Genomic DNA, 19,142 nt, shown 5'->3' on the forward strand with positions numbered 1-19,142 from the left:
CCGGCAACCAAGCCGGGGTATCCAAGTTAGCTAGCACGTAGTCGCTCATTCAAAGCCTGGAGATTAGATGGCCGACGACCGCGTATACGCTCCGCCGCGCCGCCGTGCCGTGTCGATCATTGCCGTCCTGCTCGCCATCGCGGGCGGCGTCGCCTTTATCTGGTGGCTCACCCACCGTGCGCCCGCCGACGGCGCTGGCGGCCCGGGCAGCGGTGGTGGCCCTGGCGGTGGACGCCGGCAGCCCTCCACGGTCGGCATCTTCAAGGTCGTCACCGCCGACGTGCCGCTGACCGTCGACGCGCTCGGCACGGTTACCCCGCCGGTCACCGCGACGGTGCGGACCCGCATCTCGGGCACGCTCGACAAGGTGCTGTTCACCGAAGGGCAGGAGGTTCGCGTCGGGCAGTTGCTCGCGCAGGTCGACCCCCGACCCTACAAGCTCGCCCTCACGCAGGCGCAGGGTAACCTGGCGCGCGACCAGGCGCAGGCGAAGTCGGCGCAGGTCGACCTCGACCGCTACAAGACGCTGCTCCAGCAGGATTCGATCGCGCGCCAGCAGGTGGATACCCAGGCGGCGCTGGTCGGCCAGCTGGCGGGTACGATCGCCACCGACCGGGCCGCGGTCGGTACGGCGGAGCTCAACCTCGCCTACACCCGCGTCACCGCGCCGGTGTCGGGCCGGGTCGGGTTGCGGCAGGTCGATGTCGGCAACTATGTGACGCCGGGCGACACCAACGGCGTCGTCATCCTGACCCAGGTCCACCCGATCGACGTCGTCTTCACCCTGCCTGAAGCGCAGCTTGCCCGGGTCGCGGCGGGCGCACGCAAGGGCGGGCTTCCGGTCGCAGCGCTCGACCGCGGCGGGCAGAACGTGCTCGCGCAGGGCCGGTTCGCGACCTTCGACAACCGCGTCGACACGACCACCGGCACGGTCAAGGCCAAGGCCCGCTTCACCAACACCGACAACGCCTTGTTCCCCAACCAGTTCGTCAACGTCCGCGTCACCTACGACGTTCTTCAGGGCGCGACCGTGGTTCCGACCACCGCGATCCGCAACGGGCCGCAGGGCAGCTTCGTCTATGTCGTCAAGGACCGCACCGCCGAGCTTCGTACGGTCAACGTCGGCCCGGCGATCGGCGACCGGGTCGCGGTCATGTCCGGGCTGAAGGTCGGCGAAACCGTTGTCACCGAAGGCGCCGACCGCCTGACCGACGGCGGCAAGGTCGTGTTGCCCGGCGACAAGCCCGCGTTCGGTGCGGCTGGAGCCGGCAAGGGTGCCGCAGGTGCGGGTGGCCGACGGCACCGCCGCAGCGCCGAGTGACCGACGTCGACCAGACGCCGGCCGCCGACCCGGCGGGCGTGACCGGCGGCGTCAACCCGTCCGCGCCGTTCATCCACCGCCCGGTGGCGACGGCGCTGCTGATGGTCGCGATCCTGCTGGCCGGGCTGGTCGGCTTCAACTTCCTGCCGCTGTCGGCGCTGCCCGAGGTCGACTACCCGACGCTGGTCGTGCGCACGAGCTATCCGGGCGCCAGCCCCGAGGTGATGAGTGCCACCGTCACCGGGCCGCTGGAACGCCAGTTCGGCCAGATGGCGGGCCTCAAGCGGATGTCCTCGACCTCGTCGGGCGGCGCCTCGGCGATCACGCTGCAGTTCGGGCTGACCGGCACGCTCGACGTCGCGGAGCAGGAGGTCCAGGCGGCGATCAACGCGGCGCAGTCGTTGCTGCCCGCCGACCTGCCCGCGCCGCCGGTCTATGCCAAGGTCAATCCCGCCGACGCGCCGGTGCTGTCGCTGGGCGTGACCTCCGCGACGCGGCCGCTGACCGAGGTCCAGCGCCTCGTCGACGAGCGCGTCGCCCAGAAACTCAGCCAGGTCGCGGGCGTCGGCCTCGTCACGCTGTCGGGCGGCCAGCGCCCGGCGGTCCGCATCCAGGTCAACGTCGCGCAGCTCGCCTCCTACGGGCTGTCGATGGAGCAGCTTCGCACCACCATCGGCAACGCCAACGCCAACGCCGCCAAGGGCAGCTTCGATGGCCCGACCCGCAGCTATGCGATCAACGCCAACGACCAGTTGTCGACCGCGAAGGACTATGCCGACCTCGTCGTCGCCTACCGGAACGATGCCCCGCTGCGCCTCGCCGACGTCGCGACGATCATCGACGGGGCCGAGAACGTCCGGCTGTCGGCGCTGATGAACAAGACCCCGGCGATCATCGTCGACATCCAGCGCCAGCCGGGCGCCAACGTCATCTCGACCGTCGACCAGATCAAGCTGCGCCTCCCCGACCTCGAGGCGCAGCTGCCCGCCGACGTCAAGATCACGGTCCTCGCCGACCGTACCGAGGGCATCCGCGCCTCGGTCCATGATACCCAGCTCGAACTGCTGTTCGCGGTCGCGCTGGTCGTGCTGGTGATCTTCCTGTTCCTGGGGTCGTGGCAGGCCACGCTGATCGCCGGGCTGTCGGTGCCGCTGTCGATCATCGGCACCTGCGGCGTGATGTACATGCTCGGCTACAGCCTCAACAACCTGACCCTGATGGCGATGACGATCGCGACCGGTTTCGTCGTCGACGACGCCATCGTGGTCATCGAGAACATCAGCCGCTTCCGCGAGGAGGGCAAAAAGCCGTTCGAGGCGGCGCTCGAGGGGGCGAAGCAGATCGGCTTCACGATCATCTCGCTGACCGTGTCGCTGATCGCCGTGCTTATCCCCCTGCTCTTCATGGGCGATGTCGTCGGGCGACTGTTCCGCGAGTTCGCCGTGACCCTCGCGGTGACCATCGTGATCTCGGCGATCGTCGCACTGACCCTGGTGCCGATGATGTCGGCGCGACTGCTGCAGGACCATCACGCGCCGACCGGCAACGGCGTCGTGGCGCGCAGCCAGCGGATCTTCGAGGGGCTGCTCGACCGCTACGACGATGCCCTCGGCTGGGTCCTCGCGCGGCAGGGCCTGACGATGATCGTCGCGCTGGTAACACTGGCGCTGACCGTCGCGCTGTACGTCGTCATCCCCAAAGGGCTGTTCCCGGTGCAGGACACCGGCCAGCTGCAAGGCGTGCTGCGGACCGATCCGGGCGCGTCGTTCGCGCGTGTCGGCGGGGTCCAGGCCAAGGTCGCGAAGGCGCTCCTACGCGACCCCGACGTGGTCTCGCTGTCGGCGTTCATCGGCGTCGACGGCCAGAACGCGACGCTCAACTCGGGCCGCCTGCTGATCAACCTGCGCGACAAGGCCGAGCGCACCGGCGACCAGCCCGCGGTGATGCGCCGCCTGATCCGCCGGGCGCAGGATGTTGCCGGGGCGACGCTGTACCTCCAGCCGGTGCAGGACCTGACCATCGAGTCCGAGACCGGGCCGACCCAGTTCCGCTTCTCGCTGCAGGGCAGCGACCCGGCGCAAATCTCGCAGTGGTCGCAAACGCTCGCGGATCGGCTGGCCAAGCTGCCGCAACTCCAGCATGTCATCGCCGACGGCAATGCCACCGGCCCCGCTCTGACCATCGCCATCGACCGCGCCGCTGCCGCGCGGGTCGGCGTCACGGCGTCGGCGGTCGACGAGGCACTGTACAATGCGTTCGGCCAGCGCATCATCTCGACGATCTTCACCCAGACCAACCAGTACCGCGTCATCCTCGAGGCGACGCCAGGCCTGCTGACGTCCGCCGACACGCTGAGCCGCTTCTACGTGCCGTCGTCGTCGGGATCGCCGGTGCCGCTCGGCACCTTCGCCAGCGTGACGCAGGCGGAGGCACCGCTGCAGGTCGCGCGAGTGGCGCAGTTCCCTGCCGCAACCATCGGCTTCGACCTCGCGCCCGGCGTCTCGCTCGGGGCCGCGGTCGACGCGATCAAGGCCGAGGAAGCCCGCGCTGGCTTGCCTGCAGCGATCACCACCAGCTTCCTCGGTGCCGCCGACGCGTTCAGCGCCGCCGCGTCGAACCAGCTGTGGCTGATCCTGGCGGCGGTGGTCTGCGTCTACATCGTGCTCGGCGTTCTATACGAGAGCTGGGTCCACCCGATCACCATCCTGTCGACATTGCCGTCCGCCGGCCTCGGCGCGCTGCTCGGGCTGTGGCTGACCGGCAATGACCTCGGGGTGATCGGCATCATCGGGCTCGTCCTGCTGATCGGCATCGTCAAGAAGAACGCGATCATGATGATCGACTTCGCCCTCGACGCCGAGCGCAACCACGGCATGGAGCCGGTCAAGGCGATCCGGCAGGCCGCGGTGCTGCGCTTCCGCCCGATCCTGATGACGACGATGGCGGCGATCTTCGGGGCGCTGCCGCTGATGCTCGGCACCGGTGCGGGGTCGGAGCTGCGCCACCCGCTCGGCATCGCCATCGTCGGCGGGCTGATCGTCAGCCAGTTGCTGACCCTGTTCACGACGCCGGTGATCTACCTCGCCTTCGACCGTCTCGGGTCGCGCCTAAAGACCGAGCCGGCGCGCTCTGGATCGACGCTGGCGTGAACATCTCCGCGCCCTTCGTCCGGCGGCCGATCGGCACCATCCTGCTGACCATCGGCATCGTCATCGCGGGCGCGGCGGAGTTCTTCGCGCTGCCGATCTCGCCGCTGCCGCAGGTCGACTTCCCGACCGTCTCGGTCAGCGCCAGCCTGCCCGGCGCCAGCCCCGACACCATGGGCTCCAGCGTCGCGACGCCGCTCGAACGCCGCCTCGGCACCATCGCCGACGTTACCGAGATGACCTCGAACTCGGGCCTCGGCAGCGCCCGCATTACCCTGCAGTTCGCGCTCAACCGCGACATCGACGGCGCGGCGCGCGACGTGCAAGCGGCGATCAATGCGTCGCGGGTCGACCTGCCGGCGACGCTGCGCTCGAACCCGACGTACCGGAAAGTGAACCCCGCCGACGCGCCGATCATGATCCTCGCGCTGACCTCGAAGACGCGTTCGCCGGGGCAGATCTACGATTCCGTCGCGACGGTGCTGTCGCAGCAGCTCCTCCAGGTCGAGGGCGTCGGCGATGTCGAGCTCGGCGGCGGCTCGCTCCCGGCGGTCCGCGTCGACGTCAATCCAGCGCAGCTCGCGTCCTACGGCATCGCGCTCGAGGACGTCCGCGCCGCGATCCAGGCCTCGAACGCCAACCGTCCCAAGGGCGCGGTCGAGGGCAGCGGCGTCCGCCTGCAGATCTACACCAACGACCAGGGCATCACCGCCGCCGACTACCGCAGCCTGCCGATCGCCTACCGCAACGGCGCGCCGGTCCGCCTCGACGACGTCGCCAGCGTCAACGATTCGGTCGAGGACACCCGCACCACCGGATTGTTCAACGGCCATCCGTCGGTCGTCGCGATCATCAGCCGCCAGCCGGGCGCCAACATCATCGCCACCGTCGACGCGGTGAAGGCGCAGCTGCCGATCCTGCGCGGCGCCCTGCCCGGCGACGTCCAGCTTCAGGTCGCCTCGGACCGTACCGTCACCATCCGTGCGTCGCTGCGCGAGGTCGAGGTAACGCTCCTCATCGCGACCCTGCTGGTCGTCGGCGTGGTCAGCGTTTTCCTAGGCTCGTGGCGCGCCACCGTCGTCCCTGCCGTCGCCGTCGTGGTCTCGATCGCGGGCACGCTGGGCGTGATGTGGCTGCTCGGCTTCAGCCTCAACAACCTCTCGCTGATGGCGCTGACCGTCGCCACCGGGTTCGTCGTCGACGACGCCATCGTCGTGCTGGAGAACATCAGCCGCTACGTCGAGCGCGGCATGAAGCCCTTCGAGGCGGCACTGCGCGGGGCCAGGGAAGTCGGCTTCACCGTCATCTCGATCTCGATCAGCCTGGTCGCGGTGTTCATCCCGTTGCTGTTCATGGGCGGTATAGTCGGGCGCCTGTTCCGCGAGTTCGCGATCACGCTTTCGGCCGCGGTGATGATCAGCCTCGTCATCTCGCTGACCGCGACACCGATGCTCGCGGCGCTGCTGCTCAAGCCCGGCGACCCCGATATCGAGCACCGCCCCGGCTGGTTCGGGCGGACCTTCACCCGCATCGAGAACCGCTACGCCCACGCCCTCGACTGGTCGCTCGACCACGTCGCGCTGGTCGTCCTGATCCTCGGCGCGACCCTGGCGTTCAATGTCTGGCTCTACGTCGCCATCCCCAAGGGCTTCTTCCCGCAGCAGGATACCGGCCAGCTCCAGGGCGGCCTGCGCACCGACCAGAGCATCAGTTTCCAGGCGATCCGCGGCAAGCTCAAGCAGATCGTCGACATCGTCCATCATGACCGTGCCGTCGATACCGTGGTCGGCTTCACCGGTGGCAGTCGGGCGGGCGGCGGCTTCATGCTGGTCCAGCTCAAGCCCCGGGACGGGCGCAAGGACGACAGCGCCGCCGTGATCAAGCGGCTGCGGCCGAAGCTGGCGCAAGTGACCGGGGCGTCGACCTTCCTGACCCCCGTGCAGGACGTCCGCATCGGTGGACGCCAGTCGAACTCCGCGTACCAGTACACGCTCAAGAGCGACGACACGGTGCTGCTCGCATCGACCGCCAAGCGCCTGACCGAGGCGCTGAAGGCCGAGCCGACCCTGACCGACATCGATGCCGACCAGCAGCAAAGCGGCGTCGAGGTCTTCGTCGACATCGACCACGACAAGGCGGGGCGGCTCGGCATCACCTCGCGCGACGTCGACAACGCGCTCTACAACGCCTTCGGCCAGCGCCAGGTCTCGACGATCTACCGCGCGCTCAACCAGTATCACGTCGTCATGGGCGTCGCCCCGGCCTTCGCCACCTCGCCTGAGTCGCTCAAGACCGTCTACGTCCCGTCGAAGCCCCAGACAGTGGCCACGGTCGTCGCCACGACCGCCCAGACCCTCGCCTCGACCGATGCATCGGCCGCCAACCCGCTCTCCGCGACCACGTCCGGCCAACCTCAGGCGGTGCCCGGCGGCAACGCGGGCCAGGCCGGGTCCGCGTCGACCGGCAGCACGCTGAGCAACACCGCGACGACGATGGTGCCGTTGTCGGCGATCGCGAAATGGTCGCAGCGCCCGGCCGCGACGAGCGTCAATCACCAGGACGCCTCCCCCGCGACGACGATCAGCTTCAACCTCGCGCCCGGCGTCAGCCTCAGCGACGCCAAGGCCGCGATTCAGGCCGTCAGCAACCGGCTGCAGATCCCGGTCAGCGTCTCGGGCAGCTTCGCCGGCACCGCCAAGGTCTTCGAGGACTCGAACCGCACGACGCCGCTGCTCGTGCTCGCCGCGCTGGTCGTGATCTACATCGTGCTGGGCATGCTGTACGAAAGCCTGATCCACCCGCTGACCGTGCTATCCACCCTCCCCTCGGCGGGCGTCGGCGCGGTCATCGCGCTGATGCTTGCGGGCATGGAGTTCGACATCATCGCGCTGATCGGGATCATCCTGCTCATCGGCATCGTAAAGAAGAACGCCATCCTGATCATCGACTTCGCCATCGACGCCGAGCGCAACCACGGCATGACCCCGCGCGAGGCGATCCGCGAAGCCTCGCTGCGCCGCTTCCGCCCGATCATCATGACGACGCTGGCCGCGTTCTTCGGCGCGGTACCGCTGGCGATCGGCTTCGGCGAGGGCGCGGAACTCCGCCAGCCGCTCGGTGTCGCCATCGTCGGCGGGCTGCTGGTCAGCCAGGTGCTGACGCTGCTGACGACTCCGGCCGTCTATCTCGCGCTCGACCGCTTCCGCCGGCGTGGGCCGGGCGAAGTTCATGCCATGCCGGTGGCTGCCTGATGGAAATGTCCGCAATGCCCCTCTCCCCAGCCCTCTCCCCTCTCCGCTTCGCGGGGGGGCGAGGGAGCAGCAAGGATGGGCCACTTTCTAGCTCCCTCTCCCCCCGGCGCAGCCGAGAGGGGAGAGGGTTGGGGAGAGGGGCACTAGCCCTCCTCCTCACCACCGCCCTCGCCGCCTGCACGGTCGGCCCCAACTACCACCGCCCGCCGACGGTCGGCACGGCACCGCCCGCGAACTGGAAGGCCGCCCCCGGCTGGCAACCCGCCGCGCCTGCCGACGATCACCCCCGCACCGACTGGTGGGCGATGTTCGACGATCCCGTGCTGAGCGACCTCGAGGCCCGCGTGCCCCGCGCCAACCAGGACATCGCGGCCGCCATCGCCGCCTACGACCAGGCGCAGGCGCTGGTCCGCGAGAACCGCGCGGCGCTGTTCCCGACCATCGGGCTGTCGGGCGGCGCGACCCGCAGCGGCGGCGGTGGCGGCGGCGGCAACATCGTCTCGAGCGGCGGTACGACCTCGATCAGCACCGGCGGCGGCGCGCGCAACCGCTTCTCGCTCGGCGCCAACGCCAGCTGGGTGCCCGACCTGTTCGGCCAGGTCCGCCGCGGCATCGAGGGCGCGCGTGCCAGCGCCCAGGCCAGCGCCGCCGACCTGGCGAACGTCACCCTCGCCTCACAGGGCGACCTCGCCACCAACTACATCGCCCTGCGAGGCCTCGACGCCCAGCTCAAGCTCTATGATGCCACCACCGCCGCCTACCAGCGCGCCCTCGAGATCACCCGCAACCGCTACAACGCCGGCGTCTCGGCTCGCGCCGACCTCGTCCAGGCGGAGGCCCAGCTGAAGGGCGCTCAGGCCAACGCGGTCGACCTCGAACGCCAGCGCGCAGTCTACGAGAATGCCATCGCGGTGCTGGCCGGCGAGAATCCGTCGCGCTTCCAGATCGCCGCCGTCGCGTGGCACCCCGTTGTCCCGGCAATCCCGGCACTGCTGCCCTCGACGCTGGCCGAGCGTCGCCCCGACGTCGCCGCCGCCGAGCGCCGCACTGCCGCCGCCAATGCGCAGGTCGGCGTCCAGACAGCGGCCTTCTTCCCGACCGTATCGCTCACCGCCCAAGGCAGCACCTCCGGCAGCGCGGTCGGCCAGTTGTTCTCGGCCGCCTCCAACTTCTGGTCGTTCGGAGCCTCGGTGGCCTACACCTTGCTCGACTTCGGCGCCCGCCGCGCCCGCGTCGACGAAGCCAAGGCCGCCTATGCGCAGACCGTCGCCCAGTACCGCCAGACCGTGCTGACCGCATTCGGCGAGGTCGAGAACAACCTGTCCGCCGCCGACGTGCTGGCCCGCGAGGAGGTGCTGCGCCGCGACGCCTCGGTCGCCGCCGACCGGGCCGAGGCGATCGCTCTCAACCAGTATAAGGCCGGGCTGATCGCTTTCACCGACGTCATCACGCTGCAGGCCCAGGCCCTCAACGCGCGCCTGACTCTCGTCGCCAGCACCCGCGACCGCCAGGCGACGGCGGTGTCGCTGGTGCAGGCGATCGGCGGCGGCTGGGATGCAACGCAGCCCGGCGCGTTCAGCGTGCCCGCTACTGCGAAATCACCCTGATCTTGCCAACCCGGGCGCGGGGCACATCGACCGCAGGCTTCGCCGCACCGGCCCCTTCCGGAGTCCGCAGGACAAGCACAACGCGCATCTTGGCGGCATCGAAGCCGGGCGTCTGGGCCAGTTGCGCGACCTTGCGGGTGATATCGAAGACCCGGCGCGGTGCCATCTCGGCCATTCCGCCGTGCCCGCGCATACCCGTGCGGTCGGCTTTTGTCAGCCCGAACAGCACGAGGTTGCCGGCGTAGCTCGGGTCGGTGAAGTCGAGCGTCTTGCCCTGCGGCGGGTTGAGGTAAATCTCGTAGAACCCTTCCGGATTGACGACGTCGAGGTCGTCGAAGGCGAGGTAGGTGCTCTTGGCAACGGCACCGGCGCTGCGTGGCGGCAGGTTGACCGTGGCCTCGGCAGCGCGGCCGCCGAGCGCCAGCGACGGCGCAGTGTCGACGGCCCCGACCGGCTGGCGGATGCGGGTCGCGAGCTGGTCGCTGATCTGCGTGGCGAGAACCTGCGTGGCCAAGATGAACCTCCGACGCGGATATTGGTAACCGAAGCTGTTGCAGGTGGCGAGCGCCCGGCTCGCCTTGACGGTCCGCTGTGCTCCGGTCTCGTCGAAGAAGCTGAACTCGCGGTTGAGCCAGGCCGCATCGCTCGGGTTGGCACGGCCACCGCCCTGCCCCAGCCAGGTCTCCCACAACCGATCGATATTGCAGTGATGGAGCCAGAAGATCGGGTCCTGCCCGGCGGTGTTGAAGCTCGACATCCAGCCGCCGACCGAGACGTGGACCGAGCCGTGTGGTGAGCCCTCGAGGCTGCCGGTGAAGCCGTTGTAGTTGGTCACCGCCAGCGCCGCGGTCGGTGATACCGCGCTCGCCGGGATCAGCGCGCCGGCGTTGATGCCGTTTGCGCGCTGGCTGACGAACAGCGAATTGCCCGCGGTATTGGCGCGGAACGGGGCCGGCACGGCGCGGTCGGCGGTCCAGTTCCAGAACGGCAGCATAAGCGTCGGCGACCCGCTGGCGGCGCGCAGGATGCGCTCGAAATAATAGAGGTAGAAGCGGTGCCAGCTGAGGAAATGCAGCGAGCCGTGCTCGCAGGTGCCCCACAGCGGCCGCTGCGGGTTGAGGTTACTGCCGTGGATACCGGCCTGGTACAGCCAGCTCGTCGGGTCGTCGAGCTTGCGGGATTGCATGACGGTGATGCCGTGGCGAAGCGCATCGAGCTGCGCCGGCGTCAGGCTGTCGATGTTCGGACGCGTCCGGCACACGCGCTTCAGAATGGCCGGGTTCAGGGTGGCGGTCGGGCTGAGCCGTCCGGTCGCCAGCTGTTCCGATGGCGGCGCGCCCAGCACACGCGTGCCGGCGCCGGCCGCGAGCGCGGTCGCGCCGGCCTTGATGATGAAATCCCTGCGGTCCACGGCTTCGCTCCCCGACCGCGCCGGCCCGCCCGCTTTGGGGCTGCGACGACGCATCTGCATGGGGCACACGGTGTTCCGCACTGCCCGGGTTGCGACCGTATGGCGACACTACATGGACCGGCCGGGTAAGGAACTGGTTAAGTTTGCGGCCGGCGGCCCAGGGTGGAGCTTGACCGCGTGGCATCGCACGCGCCAAACCCTGGACATCTGCACCGCAACATCGATCGGGCGGCAGCGATGAAGGACATCTTCCCAGGGGGTGATCAGGCGGAGCAGCCCAAGCCGGGCCGCAACCTCACGCGGAGTATGCTCGACGTCATCGGACGGGCGATCGTTACCGGTCACTACGGCGAGCTGCCGTTCCCGACCGAGGCCGAGCTGTCGCTTCGACACGGCGTCAGCCGCTCGGTGACCCGCGAGGCCGTCAAGATGCTGACCGCCAAGGGTCTCGTCAGCGCGCGCCCGCGGGCCGGCACGAGGGTCCAGCCGGCGACCGCGTGGAACCTGTTCGATCCCGACGTTCTGCGCTGGTTGCTCGAGCGCCAGTTCTCGGTCGGGCTGCTGCGCTATTTCAACCAGTTGCGCATTGCCATCGAGCCCGAGGCCGCGGCACTGGCGGCACGCTTCGCCGAACCTGCCGACCTCAGGCGCATCGCCGCCGGCCTGTCGCGCATGGCGGCGGCGGAGCGTGGCGAGGACAATACCCTCGAGGCCGACATCGCCTTCCACGTCGCAGTCCTGTCGGCGTCGAAGAACCCCTTCTACGTCCAGTTCCGGGACCTCGTTGCGACCGCGCTCCGGACCTCGATCCTGTACACCGACCGCATCAAGGGCCGCTCGGCGAGCCTTGCCGACCACGCCGCTGTCGAACGCGCGATCGCTGCACACGACCCCGACGCCGCCCGCGCCGCGATGCGCACCCTGATCGGCGACGTCCTCGAGCTGATCGAGTCGAACGAAGCGGACGTCGGCTAGTCGAGAGTCGGAGGATGAGCGGAAGTTGGCTCCGCAGAGGCTGTAACCAGCGCTGTCCTACACATCACCTGCCTGGTACAATCTGCTTCGCGGAAGTCACGGTCGTCTGATCCCTCGTGCTGCTGGAGGCTGATTTACCGTGTTTATCCAGACACTTATGAAACACTACGCCACTTGGTAGCCCAAAAACGACAGAGGCGGCAGGGTGCTAACTCTGACAACTCTCGTTCATGTTCGTCACTCGGCTGCGCCATACTCAGCGCGCTCCGAACTTGTAGACGATGACGTTGCGGTAGGTCTGGCCGGGCTCGAGCCGCGCCGATCCGAACGCCGGCTGGTTGGGTGTATCGGGGAACAGTTGTGGTTCGAAAACCAGTGCGTCACCCTGCCGGTAAAGGTTGCCCGACTTGCCGATGACGGTGCCGTCGAGGAAGTTGCCCGAGTAGAACTGCAGCCCCGGCTGGTTCGACCACAGCGCGAAGCGACGTCCCGACACCGGCTCGCTGACCGTCGCCATCAGGTGGTTGGCGGGCGTCGGCGTCGGTCCGATCACCCAGTTGTGGTCGTAGCCGCGACCGAGGACGATCTGCTGGTCGTGGCCGTCGCGGACCCCATTACCGACAGCACGCGGTGTGCGGAAGTCGAACACGGTGCCGGCAACCGGCTTCAGCTCGCCGGTCGGGATAAGCGTCGCGTCGACGGGCGTGAAGCTGTCGGCGGGGATGGTCACGAGGTGCCCCATCGCGCCGCCGGCCGAGCCCTCGCCGCCGAGGTTCCAGTACGCGTGGCTGGTGATGTTGACGATCGTCGGCCGGTCGGTGGTGGCGCGGTACTCGATGGTCAGCACGCTCGCCTCGTCGAGCGAATAGACTGCGTCCACGGTCAAGGTGCCGGGAAAGCCCTGGTCGCCGTCGCGGCTGACGTGGCGCAAGGTGACCGAGGCGGTCGGGCCCGACGTCACGCCGACGACGTCCCACAACACCTTGTCGAACCCGACCGTGCCGCCGTGAAGCGAGTTCGGGCCGTCGTTGACGGGCGCTTGGTAGCTGGTGCCATCGAGAGTGAACCTGCCCTTGGCGATGCGATTGGCGAAGCGCCCGACGGTCGCGCCGAAGTACGACGGCTTGGCGAGATACCCCGCCATGTCCGCGCAGCCGAGCGCGACATCGGCCCGGCTGCCGTCCCGCCCCGGCAACACCACCGCCTGCAATGTCGCGCCCCAGGCGATCACTGTCACCGCGACGCCCGCCTGGTTGGTCAGCGTCACCGCCGCGACCGGACGTCCGTCGGCCAACGCTCCGAAGGTCGACGTCGACGCGTCCACGCTCCCCACCGCCGAGCCCGCCGACGCCGTACCGACCCGTCCGTCCATCGCTCGCGACACCCTTCCCAACACTCCGACCACTATCGCCCCGATACCGGGCGGAGCAACCGGCCGTAAGCGTGTCATTGCAGCCACCGCGAACCAGTCTTTTTCGCCGCATGTAACGACGGGGTATTCTTCTGCTATGCACCGCACTTGGACGTGGGGGCACGGATGTTTGGTTGGAACGGTGCACGTTCTTCGGCGGGCGCATTGGCGTCCGTGGGCACGTGGGCAACGGACTGGTTGATGCAGGCGGGTCCCGAGAATGGGCCGGCGATCCGGCAACGCATCACCAGCGAACTGCATCAGGCGGTGCCGATCTTCGGCGGCGGCGGCATCAGCACGGTGGCCGTAGCGGTCACGCTGGCGCAGCAACTCGGTCATCCGTTGCTCGTCGCGTGGGCCGCCAGCGAGGCCTTGCTAATGGCGGCGCGACTGGTGCTGACATGGCTAGGACGGCGTCCGGCGCGCACCGGCCTGCCGTGGACGCCGAAAGGCCTGCTGATCCTTGAGATTGCCGGCGCGGCGAGCGTCGGATTTGGCACCACGGCGGCAATCCTGACCGGCCAATGGATGGGTATCGTGATCGGCTGGATGTCGGCCACGGCATTCGCCGGCGAGACCTGTGTCCGCAACCTTGGCACCCTGCGGCTGGTCACGACCATGTTATGCCTCGGCGCGGCTCCGCCGATCGCCGCGTGCCTGTTCACCGGAGTGCCTCTCCTCCAGATCGCGGGGGTGCTGACGGCAGTCTACACCGCCCGGATGATCTTCTCCGCGACGCGGCTGAGCAGCGTGCTGGTGGATACGATGCGCGCCGAGCGCGAGAACGATCATCGCGCCCGCCATGACAAGCTCACCGGCCTGCTCAACCGTGCCGGCCTCGAGCGCGAGATCGAGCTTATGCGCAATGATCACCCGCGGACCAACCTGACCTTGTTCTTCATCGACCTCGACAGCTTCAAACTGGTCAACGACACCCACGGCCACGACACCGGCGACCAGTTACTGCGCGCCGTTGCCGAGCAGTTGCTGGAGCTGGTCGGGGCGCGGGACATCGTCGCACGCATCGGCGGCGACGAATTTGTAGTCGTGACTGCACTGAAACTCGTCGAGCCTACAGAATTCGGGCGCGCGATCCTGTCTGCGATCAACTCCGCTCAACACGAAGTCAGCCTCAGCCGCACGACCGTCACTGCAAGCATCGGAGTAGCTCAAACGACAGTCGATGGCAGCGAGCTCGCCGACTTGATGAAGGCAGCCGACCTGCAGCTGTATCACGCCAAACATGCCGGCGGGTCGCGCTGCATGGTTGCGGACATCGACGCCGCCTGAGGCGTGCACCGCTGTTGGCAACGCGGCTCGAATTACACTCCCGGGATCGCCTGATGCCCAGATCGTGCAGTGCGGCCTGGGCTAGCTAAGACCTCGCTTAGGGACCGCTCCCCGCAAACAACGTCCTCGACTTGCGAAGCCTACACCCGACAGGGGCATCGCGACAAAAAAGCGGCAAGCACACTGATTCGATCCGGCCAGGATCGAGTCTAAAGCACTGCCATCTGGAACCATGTCCAAATAAAAGAACGCACGCAGTTATTGCATGCGCACTACAATGTCCGCCAACACAGCTAGATTGCTCGCTGGCGTACCGATCAACACGGTACGCCAACCACCAGAACAGCTGGCAAGCACGCCAACCCGAATCGCTTACCCGTCGAAACGGCGGTTCGGACACAACGATCCCCCGGAAATCGGGCGAAAATTATGCAATCACAAATAAAGCCACGGTATGCCGCAGAAATAAATGCGCGACAAAACGCTAGAGTTAACTATTGTTAATCATTCGGCCACGGCTTCAGACGTTAGATCAGAACTGAAACGATCAGCTGACCGGACGGATATCGCCACCCGAGTGCGAGTCAGTGGTGAAGCCGAAGAAACGAGCGATAAGATCGAGCATGTAAGCCTCCGCGAGACAACCAAACGTCGTCAGCGGTCGGTTAGCATGCCGAACGCGACCGCGCAAGCGCCCGCACACAGATTTTTGGAATTTTTTTTCGATCCGCTCGTGTCAGAGGCGGATCGGGCACGACGAAATTCCATCACTGCCAGTGCTGGCCAATTGCTGGCTCTCGTTAAAAACAGTCAATCCCGAAGACTAGTTCATCACGGGTCGTCATTTCGCTCCTAAACTTATCAATCCATGATAACTTCACAGCCGCAATCAAACATAATACTTCGAAATATAAACCTAATCATCACGACTAGCTCACGTCGTTTAACTTGGGTTTAGGAAAATCATTTAGCATCGACGTCAGCCGAGACCTTCAAGTCGTTACTTTGTCGATATTGGTCTACAAGTTCAGAGCCACTGTCTAGATTTTCCGGAAACTATTGGTAAGGGAAAATGACTGCAAATATCCGCTTACTGGCAACCTTTGTGAACGCGCTAATTTTACTAGTACAGATGATTCTGGTAATGCCGTCCTTCGCAGAATGGCTGAGCAAATGATTACCTACGCGATCGTGATAACGCTTTGTGGCTTGGCATGGGCCCTGCTGTATCGTCTGGTTCCTGACCGGGGCACGGGGGAGCCGGTGATCAGCTCGCCGTCGGCCGATCAGCGGCGCTTGCTTCGCGACCTGCCGGTGGCCCTCACCAACGGCGAGATTTTCCTCGTCTATCAGCCCAAGTTGCGGCTTCGGAATGGTGAGGTCGATGGGGTCGAAGCGCTGGTGCGCTGGAACCATCCGACGCTGGGCGGCATCGCACGCAAATCGCTGATACCGCTTGCCGAGGAGCGCGGGCGCATTCGCGAACTGACGATCTGGGTGCTGCGCCAGGCACTCGCCGACCAGGCACGTCTAGCTGCGAGCGGCCGCACGATCGCGGTCCACATCAACGTCTCGGCCGGACTGCTGACGGATGCCGATTTCGTGCGCGACGTCTGCACGCTGGTCGGGCCGGCGACCGGCGTTATCGGCCTCGAGATAACCGAGACGGCCTTCATCGAAAATTCGCCGCTGGCGTTGATAAACCTGCAGCGCATGATCAACCAGGGCATCTCGGTATCGATCGACGATTATGGATCGGGAATGTCGTCGCTGGCCTACCTGAAGGAGTTGCCGGCGAAGGAGCTCAAGATCGACAAGATGTTCGTCAGCGGCATGACCATGAGCCACCGGGACCCGCTGATCGTGCGGTCGACGATCGATCTTGCCCATGCGCTCGGCCTCACCGTGGTCGCCGAAGGCGTCGAGAGCCTCGGCGCGCTGGCCCTGCTGCGGGTGATGGGCTGCGACTATGCGCAGGGCTTCCTGATCAGCCCGGCACTCCCGATCGGCGAACTCGAGGTCTATCTCGACGAGGGCTCCCACCGCACCATCCTGTCGGATGCGGCGGCGAGCGTCAGGCCGCCGACGGCGTTCTGGGCGCGCATCGGGCGTGATGACGGGTCCGATACGCCCCACGGCGAGCCGCAGCGGGGCGACAGTCCGACGTCCGCCGCCGTCACCGGTTAGGCGCGATGCGGCGCTCTGCCCGGTGTGCCATACTCGCACTGCTAGTCGTTGCGAGCTCGCCCATCGGTGCGCAGTCGCTACCCGCCGCGAGCCAGACTGAGCCCGCCGACTGGGTGACCGGCCTCAGGAAGGTCGTGCAAACCGACCCTGGGCGTGGCGAGGCGCTCGCCGCCGGCATCGAAGCAAAGGCTCGGAAGCTGCCAGCGACGCCGCAGACGCGGATGACTATCCTGACGGCCCAGTATTTCCGCGCCGAGGCCCTGATCCAGCTCAATCGTTCGGAGGCGGCCGAGCCGATCATAGAAGCGGCGCTTGCCGACCTGCCCGCAACCGCGGCGGACACCAAGCTCCACGGCGACCTGCTGCTCGCCCGCGCGGGCGTCGCCAGCAGCGCGGGCAAGGCCGCCAAGGCGCTCCAGGACTATCAGTCCGCGTACCGGATCTTTGTCCGCGCCAGGGTGCCGCGGAGCCAGGCCATCGCGCTGATGGGGATCGGTTCGATTTACCAGGACGCCGGCGATTTCCAGAACGTGCTCGAATACTACGGGCAAGCCGAGGACGCCTTTCCGGGAGACACTTCGCTCAGCCTGTCGAGCAGTAACAACCAGGCCAACGCGCTGGCCGACCTCCATCAGTATCGTGCCGCCGAGCTCAAGTATCGCGACGCTCTCGGCTACGCCAAGAAGCTCGGGAGTCCGGTCCTCGAAGCTCGCATCCTCAACAATATCGCCGGCACGCAAATCGATACCGGCCAGCTCGATGTTGCCGAGGCGACACTGCAGCGCGGGCTCGGGATTGCCGAGTCCGAGGCCGGGGCGGCCGAATGGCGACCGCTGTTGCTCGGGACCAAGGCCCGGCTGGAGGTTGCACGGCACCGACCGGAGGCCGCAATCCGCTTGATCGAGGAGGCCGTCCGAGGCAAGGCCCCCGCGGACATCGCCGACCAGTCCTACCGCGACCTGCACCGCACCGCGTTCCTTGCCTACAAGGCGGTAGGCGACAGCCGGCAGGCGCTCGATCACTTCGAAGTCTACAGCAAGCTCGACGACGAGGGTCGTTCGCTGGTCACGCAGACCAATGCGTCGCTGCTCGGCGCGCAGTTCAGCTCCGAGCGCCTGAAGGCCCGAATTGCCAATCAAAAGGCCAGTATTGCCAATCAAAAAGCCAGCATATCTGATCTGAAGGCGGACCAGTTGCGCATCCAGGCGCGGCAGAACGCGCTCATCCTCGGCGGCCTGCTCGCCATCGTCAGCATCGTCGTCATCGCGCTGAGTCTGTACCTGCGCAGCCTGCGCCGCAGCCGCAACACGATCCGCGGCGCGAACGAGACGCTGTCCCGCGTGAACGTCGAGCTCGAGCACGCGCTGACCGCCAAGTCGCGCTTCCTCGCGACGACCAGCCACGAGATCCGCACGCCCCTCAACGGCGTCCTCGGCATGACCCAGGTCCTGCTTGCCGACCCGACCGTGCGCAGCGACGTTCGCGAGCGCATCGCGCTGGTCCACGGGGCCGGCGAGTCGATGCGCGCGCTGGTCGACGACATCCTCGAGTTCGCCAAGATCGATGCCGGCAACGTCGATACCGTGAAAGCCGACATGGACCTCCACGCCCTCCTCCACACCGTCGTCGAGTTCTGGCAGGCGCAAGCGACGACCAAGGGGCTGAGCCTGACGCTCGAGCTCGGCGACGAGGTCCCGCGGCATATCGTGGAGGACGAGCGACGGGTCCGGCAGGTGCTGCTCAACCTGCTGTCCAACGCGATCAAGTTCACGCTTGCCGGCAGTGTCGTCGTCAAGGCGAGCGTCGTGACGACTGGCTTGGTCGAAAGCCTCGCGGTCGCGGTCGTCGATACCGGAGTCGGCATTCCGGACGAGGCCTTCGAGACGATTTTCGAGAAGTTCAGCCAGCTCGACACCAGCACGACGCGCAACTTCGGCGGCACCGGCCTCGGCCTCGCGATCTCGCGCAGCATCGCCGAAGCCCTTGGCGGCGACATTGGCGTCAGCAGTACGTCCGGTTCGGGCTCGACCTTCACCCTGACACTGCCGCTGGTCCGCGCCGCACCGCGGGTCGTCGCGGCCCCCAGCGCCGGTAGCCACGCGGCCGCCGGAATGGCGCAGGCCCACGTCATGCTGGTCGGCGGCGGCCTGATCGGCCAGAGCGTCATTCGCAACTTGCTTGGCGGAACAGTTGAGGCCTTCAGCGCCGCTGCAACCCTGGAGGCGGCGCTCGCACACCCGCAGATCGGCGATGCCGACGTCGTCATCGTCGACACGTCGACGGTCGGCAGCGACCTCGACGAGCTGTTTCAGGGCCTTGCAACGGGTAAAGCGCGACCACGGATCGTCGTAATCCTGCCGGCCGGCGACGCCTCCGCGGGTGCCGGGCTTGTCGCAGACGGTGTCGACTGCGTCCTTGCGCGACCGATCGGCGGTGCAGGCCTGATTGCGGCCCTGGAGGAACTATTCCGGGGGCTGGACGAATCCGTCAAGAAAGAACAGGTAAAGGTCGATCACGGAGCCGCGTAACTAACCAAACTAAGG

Annotated in this window: 10 protein-coding genes; 8 read left to right on the forward strand and 2 right to left on the reverse strand. The window is 67.2% G+C overall.

The features are described 5' to 3' along the window. Positions 1-67: 67 nt before the first annotated feature. The 4 genes from KX816_12105 (at position 68) to KX816_12120 (ending at position 9,325) form a co-directional block, all read left to right on the forward strand. Positions 68-1,321, forward strand: coding sequence for an MdtA/MuxA family multidrug efflux RND transporter periplasmic adaptor subunit (locus KX816_12105; protein ID QXQ05029.1), 1,254 nt, complete (start codon positions 68-70; stop codon positions 1,319-1,321). Between the two features lie 101 nt (positions 1,322-1,422). Then, positions 1,423-4,470, forward strand: a complete 3,048-nt coding sequence (locus KX816_12110; GenBank protein ID QXQ08539.1) for an efflux RND transporter permease subunit — start codon at positions 1,423-1,425, stop codon at positions 4,468-4,470. After that, positions 4,467-7,718 (forward strand): efflux RND transporter permease subunit, encoded by a 3,252-nt coding sequence (locus KX816_12115; GenBank protein QXQ05030.1) that lies wholly within the window; start codon positions 4,467-4,469, stop codon positions 7,716-7,718. The genes KX816_12110 and KX816_12115 overlap by 4 nt, the downstream gene beginning before the upstream one ends. A gap of 14 nt (positions 7,719-7,732) precedes the next feature. Further along, positions 7,733-9,325, forward strand: a complete 1,593-nt coding sequence (locus tag KX816_12120) for an efflux transporter outer membrane subunit (protein ID QXQ05031.1) — start codon at positions 7,733-7,735, stop codon at positions 9,323-9,325. Here KX816_12120 and KX816_12125 read toward each other — a convergent pair. Then, positions 9,306-10,736, reverse strand: a complete 1,431-nt coding sequence (locus KX816_12125; protein ID QXQ05032.1) for a tyrosinase family protein — start codon at positions 10,734-10,736, stop codon at positions 9,306-9,308. The two genes, KX816_12120 and KX816_12125, sit on opposite strands and share 20 nt — an antisense overlap. Positions 10,737-10,973: 237 nt before the next feature. Between KX816_12125 and KX816_12130 the strand changes: the two genes are divergently transcribed. Beyond that, complete coding sequence (locus KX816_12130) at positions 10,974-11,711, forward strand: FadR family transcriptional regulator (protein ID QXQ05033.1); 738 nt, start codon at positions 10,974-10,976, stop codon at positions 11,709-11,711. Between the two features lie 256 nt (positions 11,712-11,967). Here the strand turns inward: KX816_12130 and KX816_12135 are convergent, their stop codons facing one another. Continuing rightward, positions 11,968-13,083, reverse strand: coding sequence for a galactose mutarotase (locus KX816_12135; GenBank protein QXQ05034.1), 1,116 nt, complete (start codon positions 13,081-13,083; stop codon positions 11,968-11,970). A gap of 240 nt (positions 13,084-13,323) precedes the next feature. Here KX816_12135 and KX816_12140 point away from each other — a divergent pair, with 240 nt between their 5' ends. From KX816_12140 to KX816_12150, 3 genes are all read left to right on the forward strand, one after another. After that, positions 13,324-14,412 (forward strand): GGDEF domain-containing protein, encoded by a 1,089-nt coding sequence (locus KX816_12140; GenBank protein ID QXQ05035.1) that lies wholly within the window; start codon positions 13,324-13,326, stop codon positions 14,410-14,412. Between the two features lie 1,263 nt (positions 14,413-15,675). After that, on the forward strand, positions 15,676-16,599 hold the full coding sequence (locus tag KX816_12145) for an EAL domain-containing protein (GenBank protein ID QXQ05036.1): 924 nt from the start codon (positions 15,676-15,678) through the stop codon (positions 16,597-16,599). A 134-nt stretch (positions 16,600-16,733) separates the two neighbouring features. After that, positions 16,734-19,127 (forward strand): hypothetical protein, encoded by a 2,394-nt coding sequence (locus KX816_12150; GenBank protein ID QXQ05037.1) that lies wholly within the window; start codon positions 16,734-16,736, stop codon positions 19,125-19,127. The last annotated feature ends 15 nt before the right edge of the window (positions 19,128-19,142 follow it).

This window comes from Sphingosinicellaceae bacterium (assembly GCA_019285715.1).
Taxonomy (GTDB): domain Bacteria; phylum Pseudomonadota; class Alphaproteobacteria; order Sphingomonadales; family Sphingomonadaceae; genus Glacieibacterium.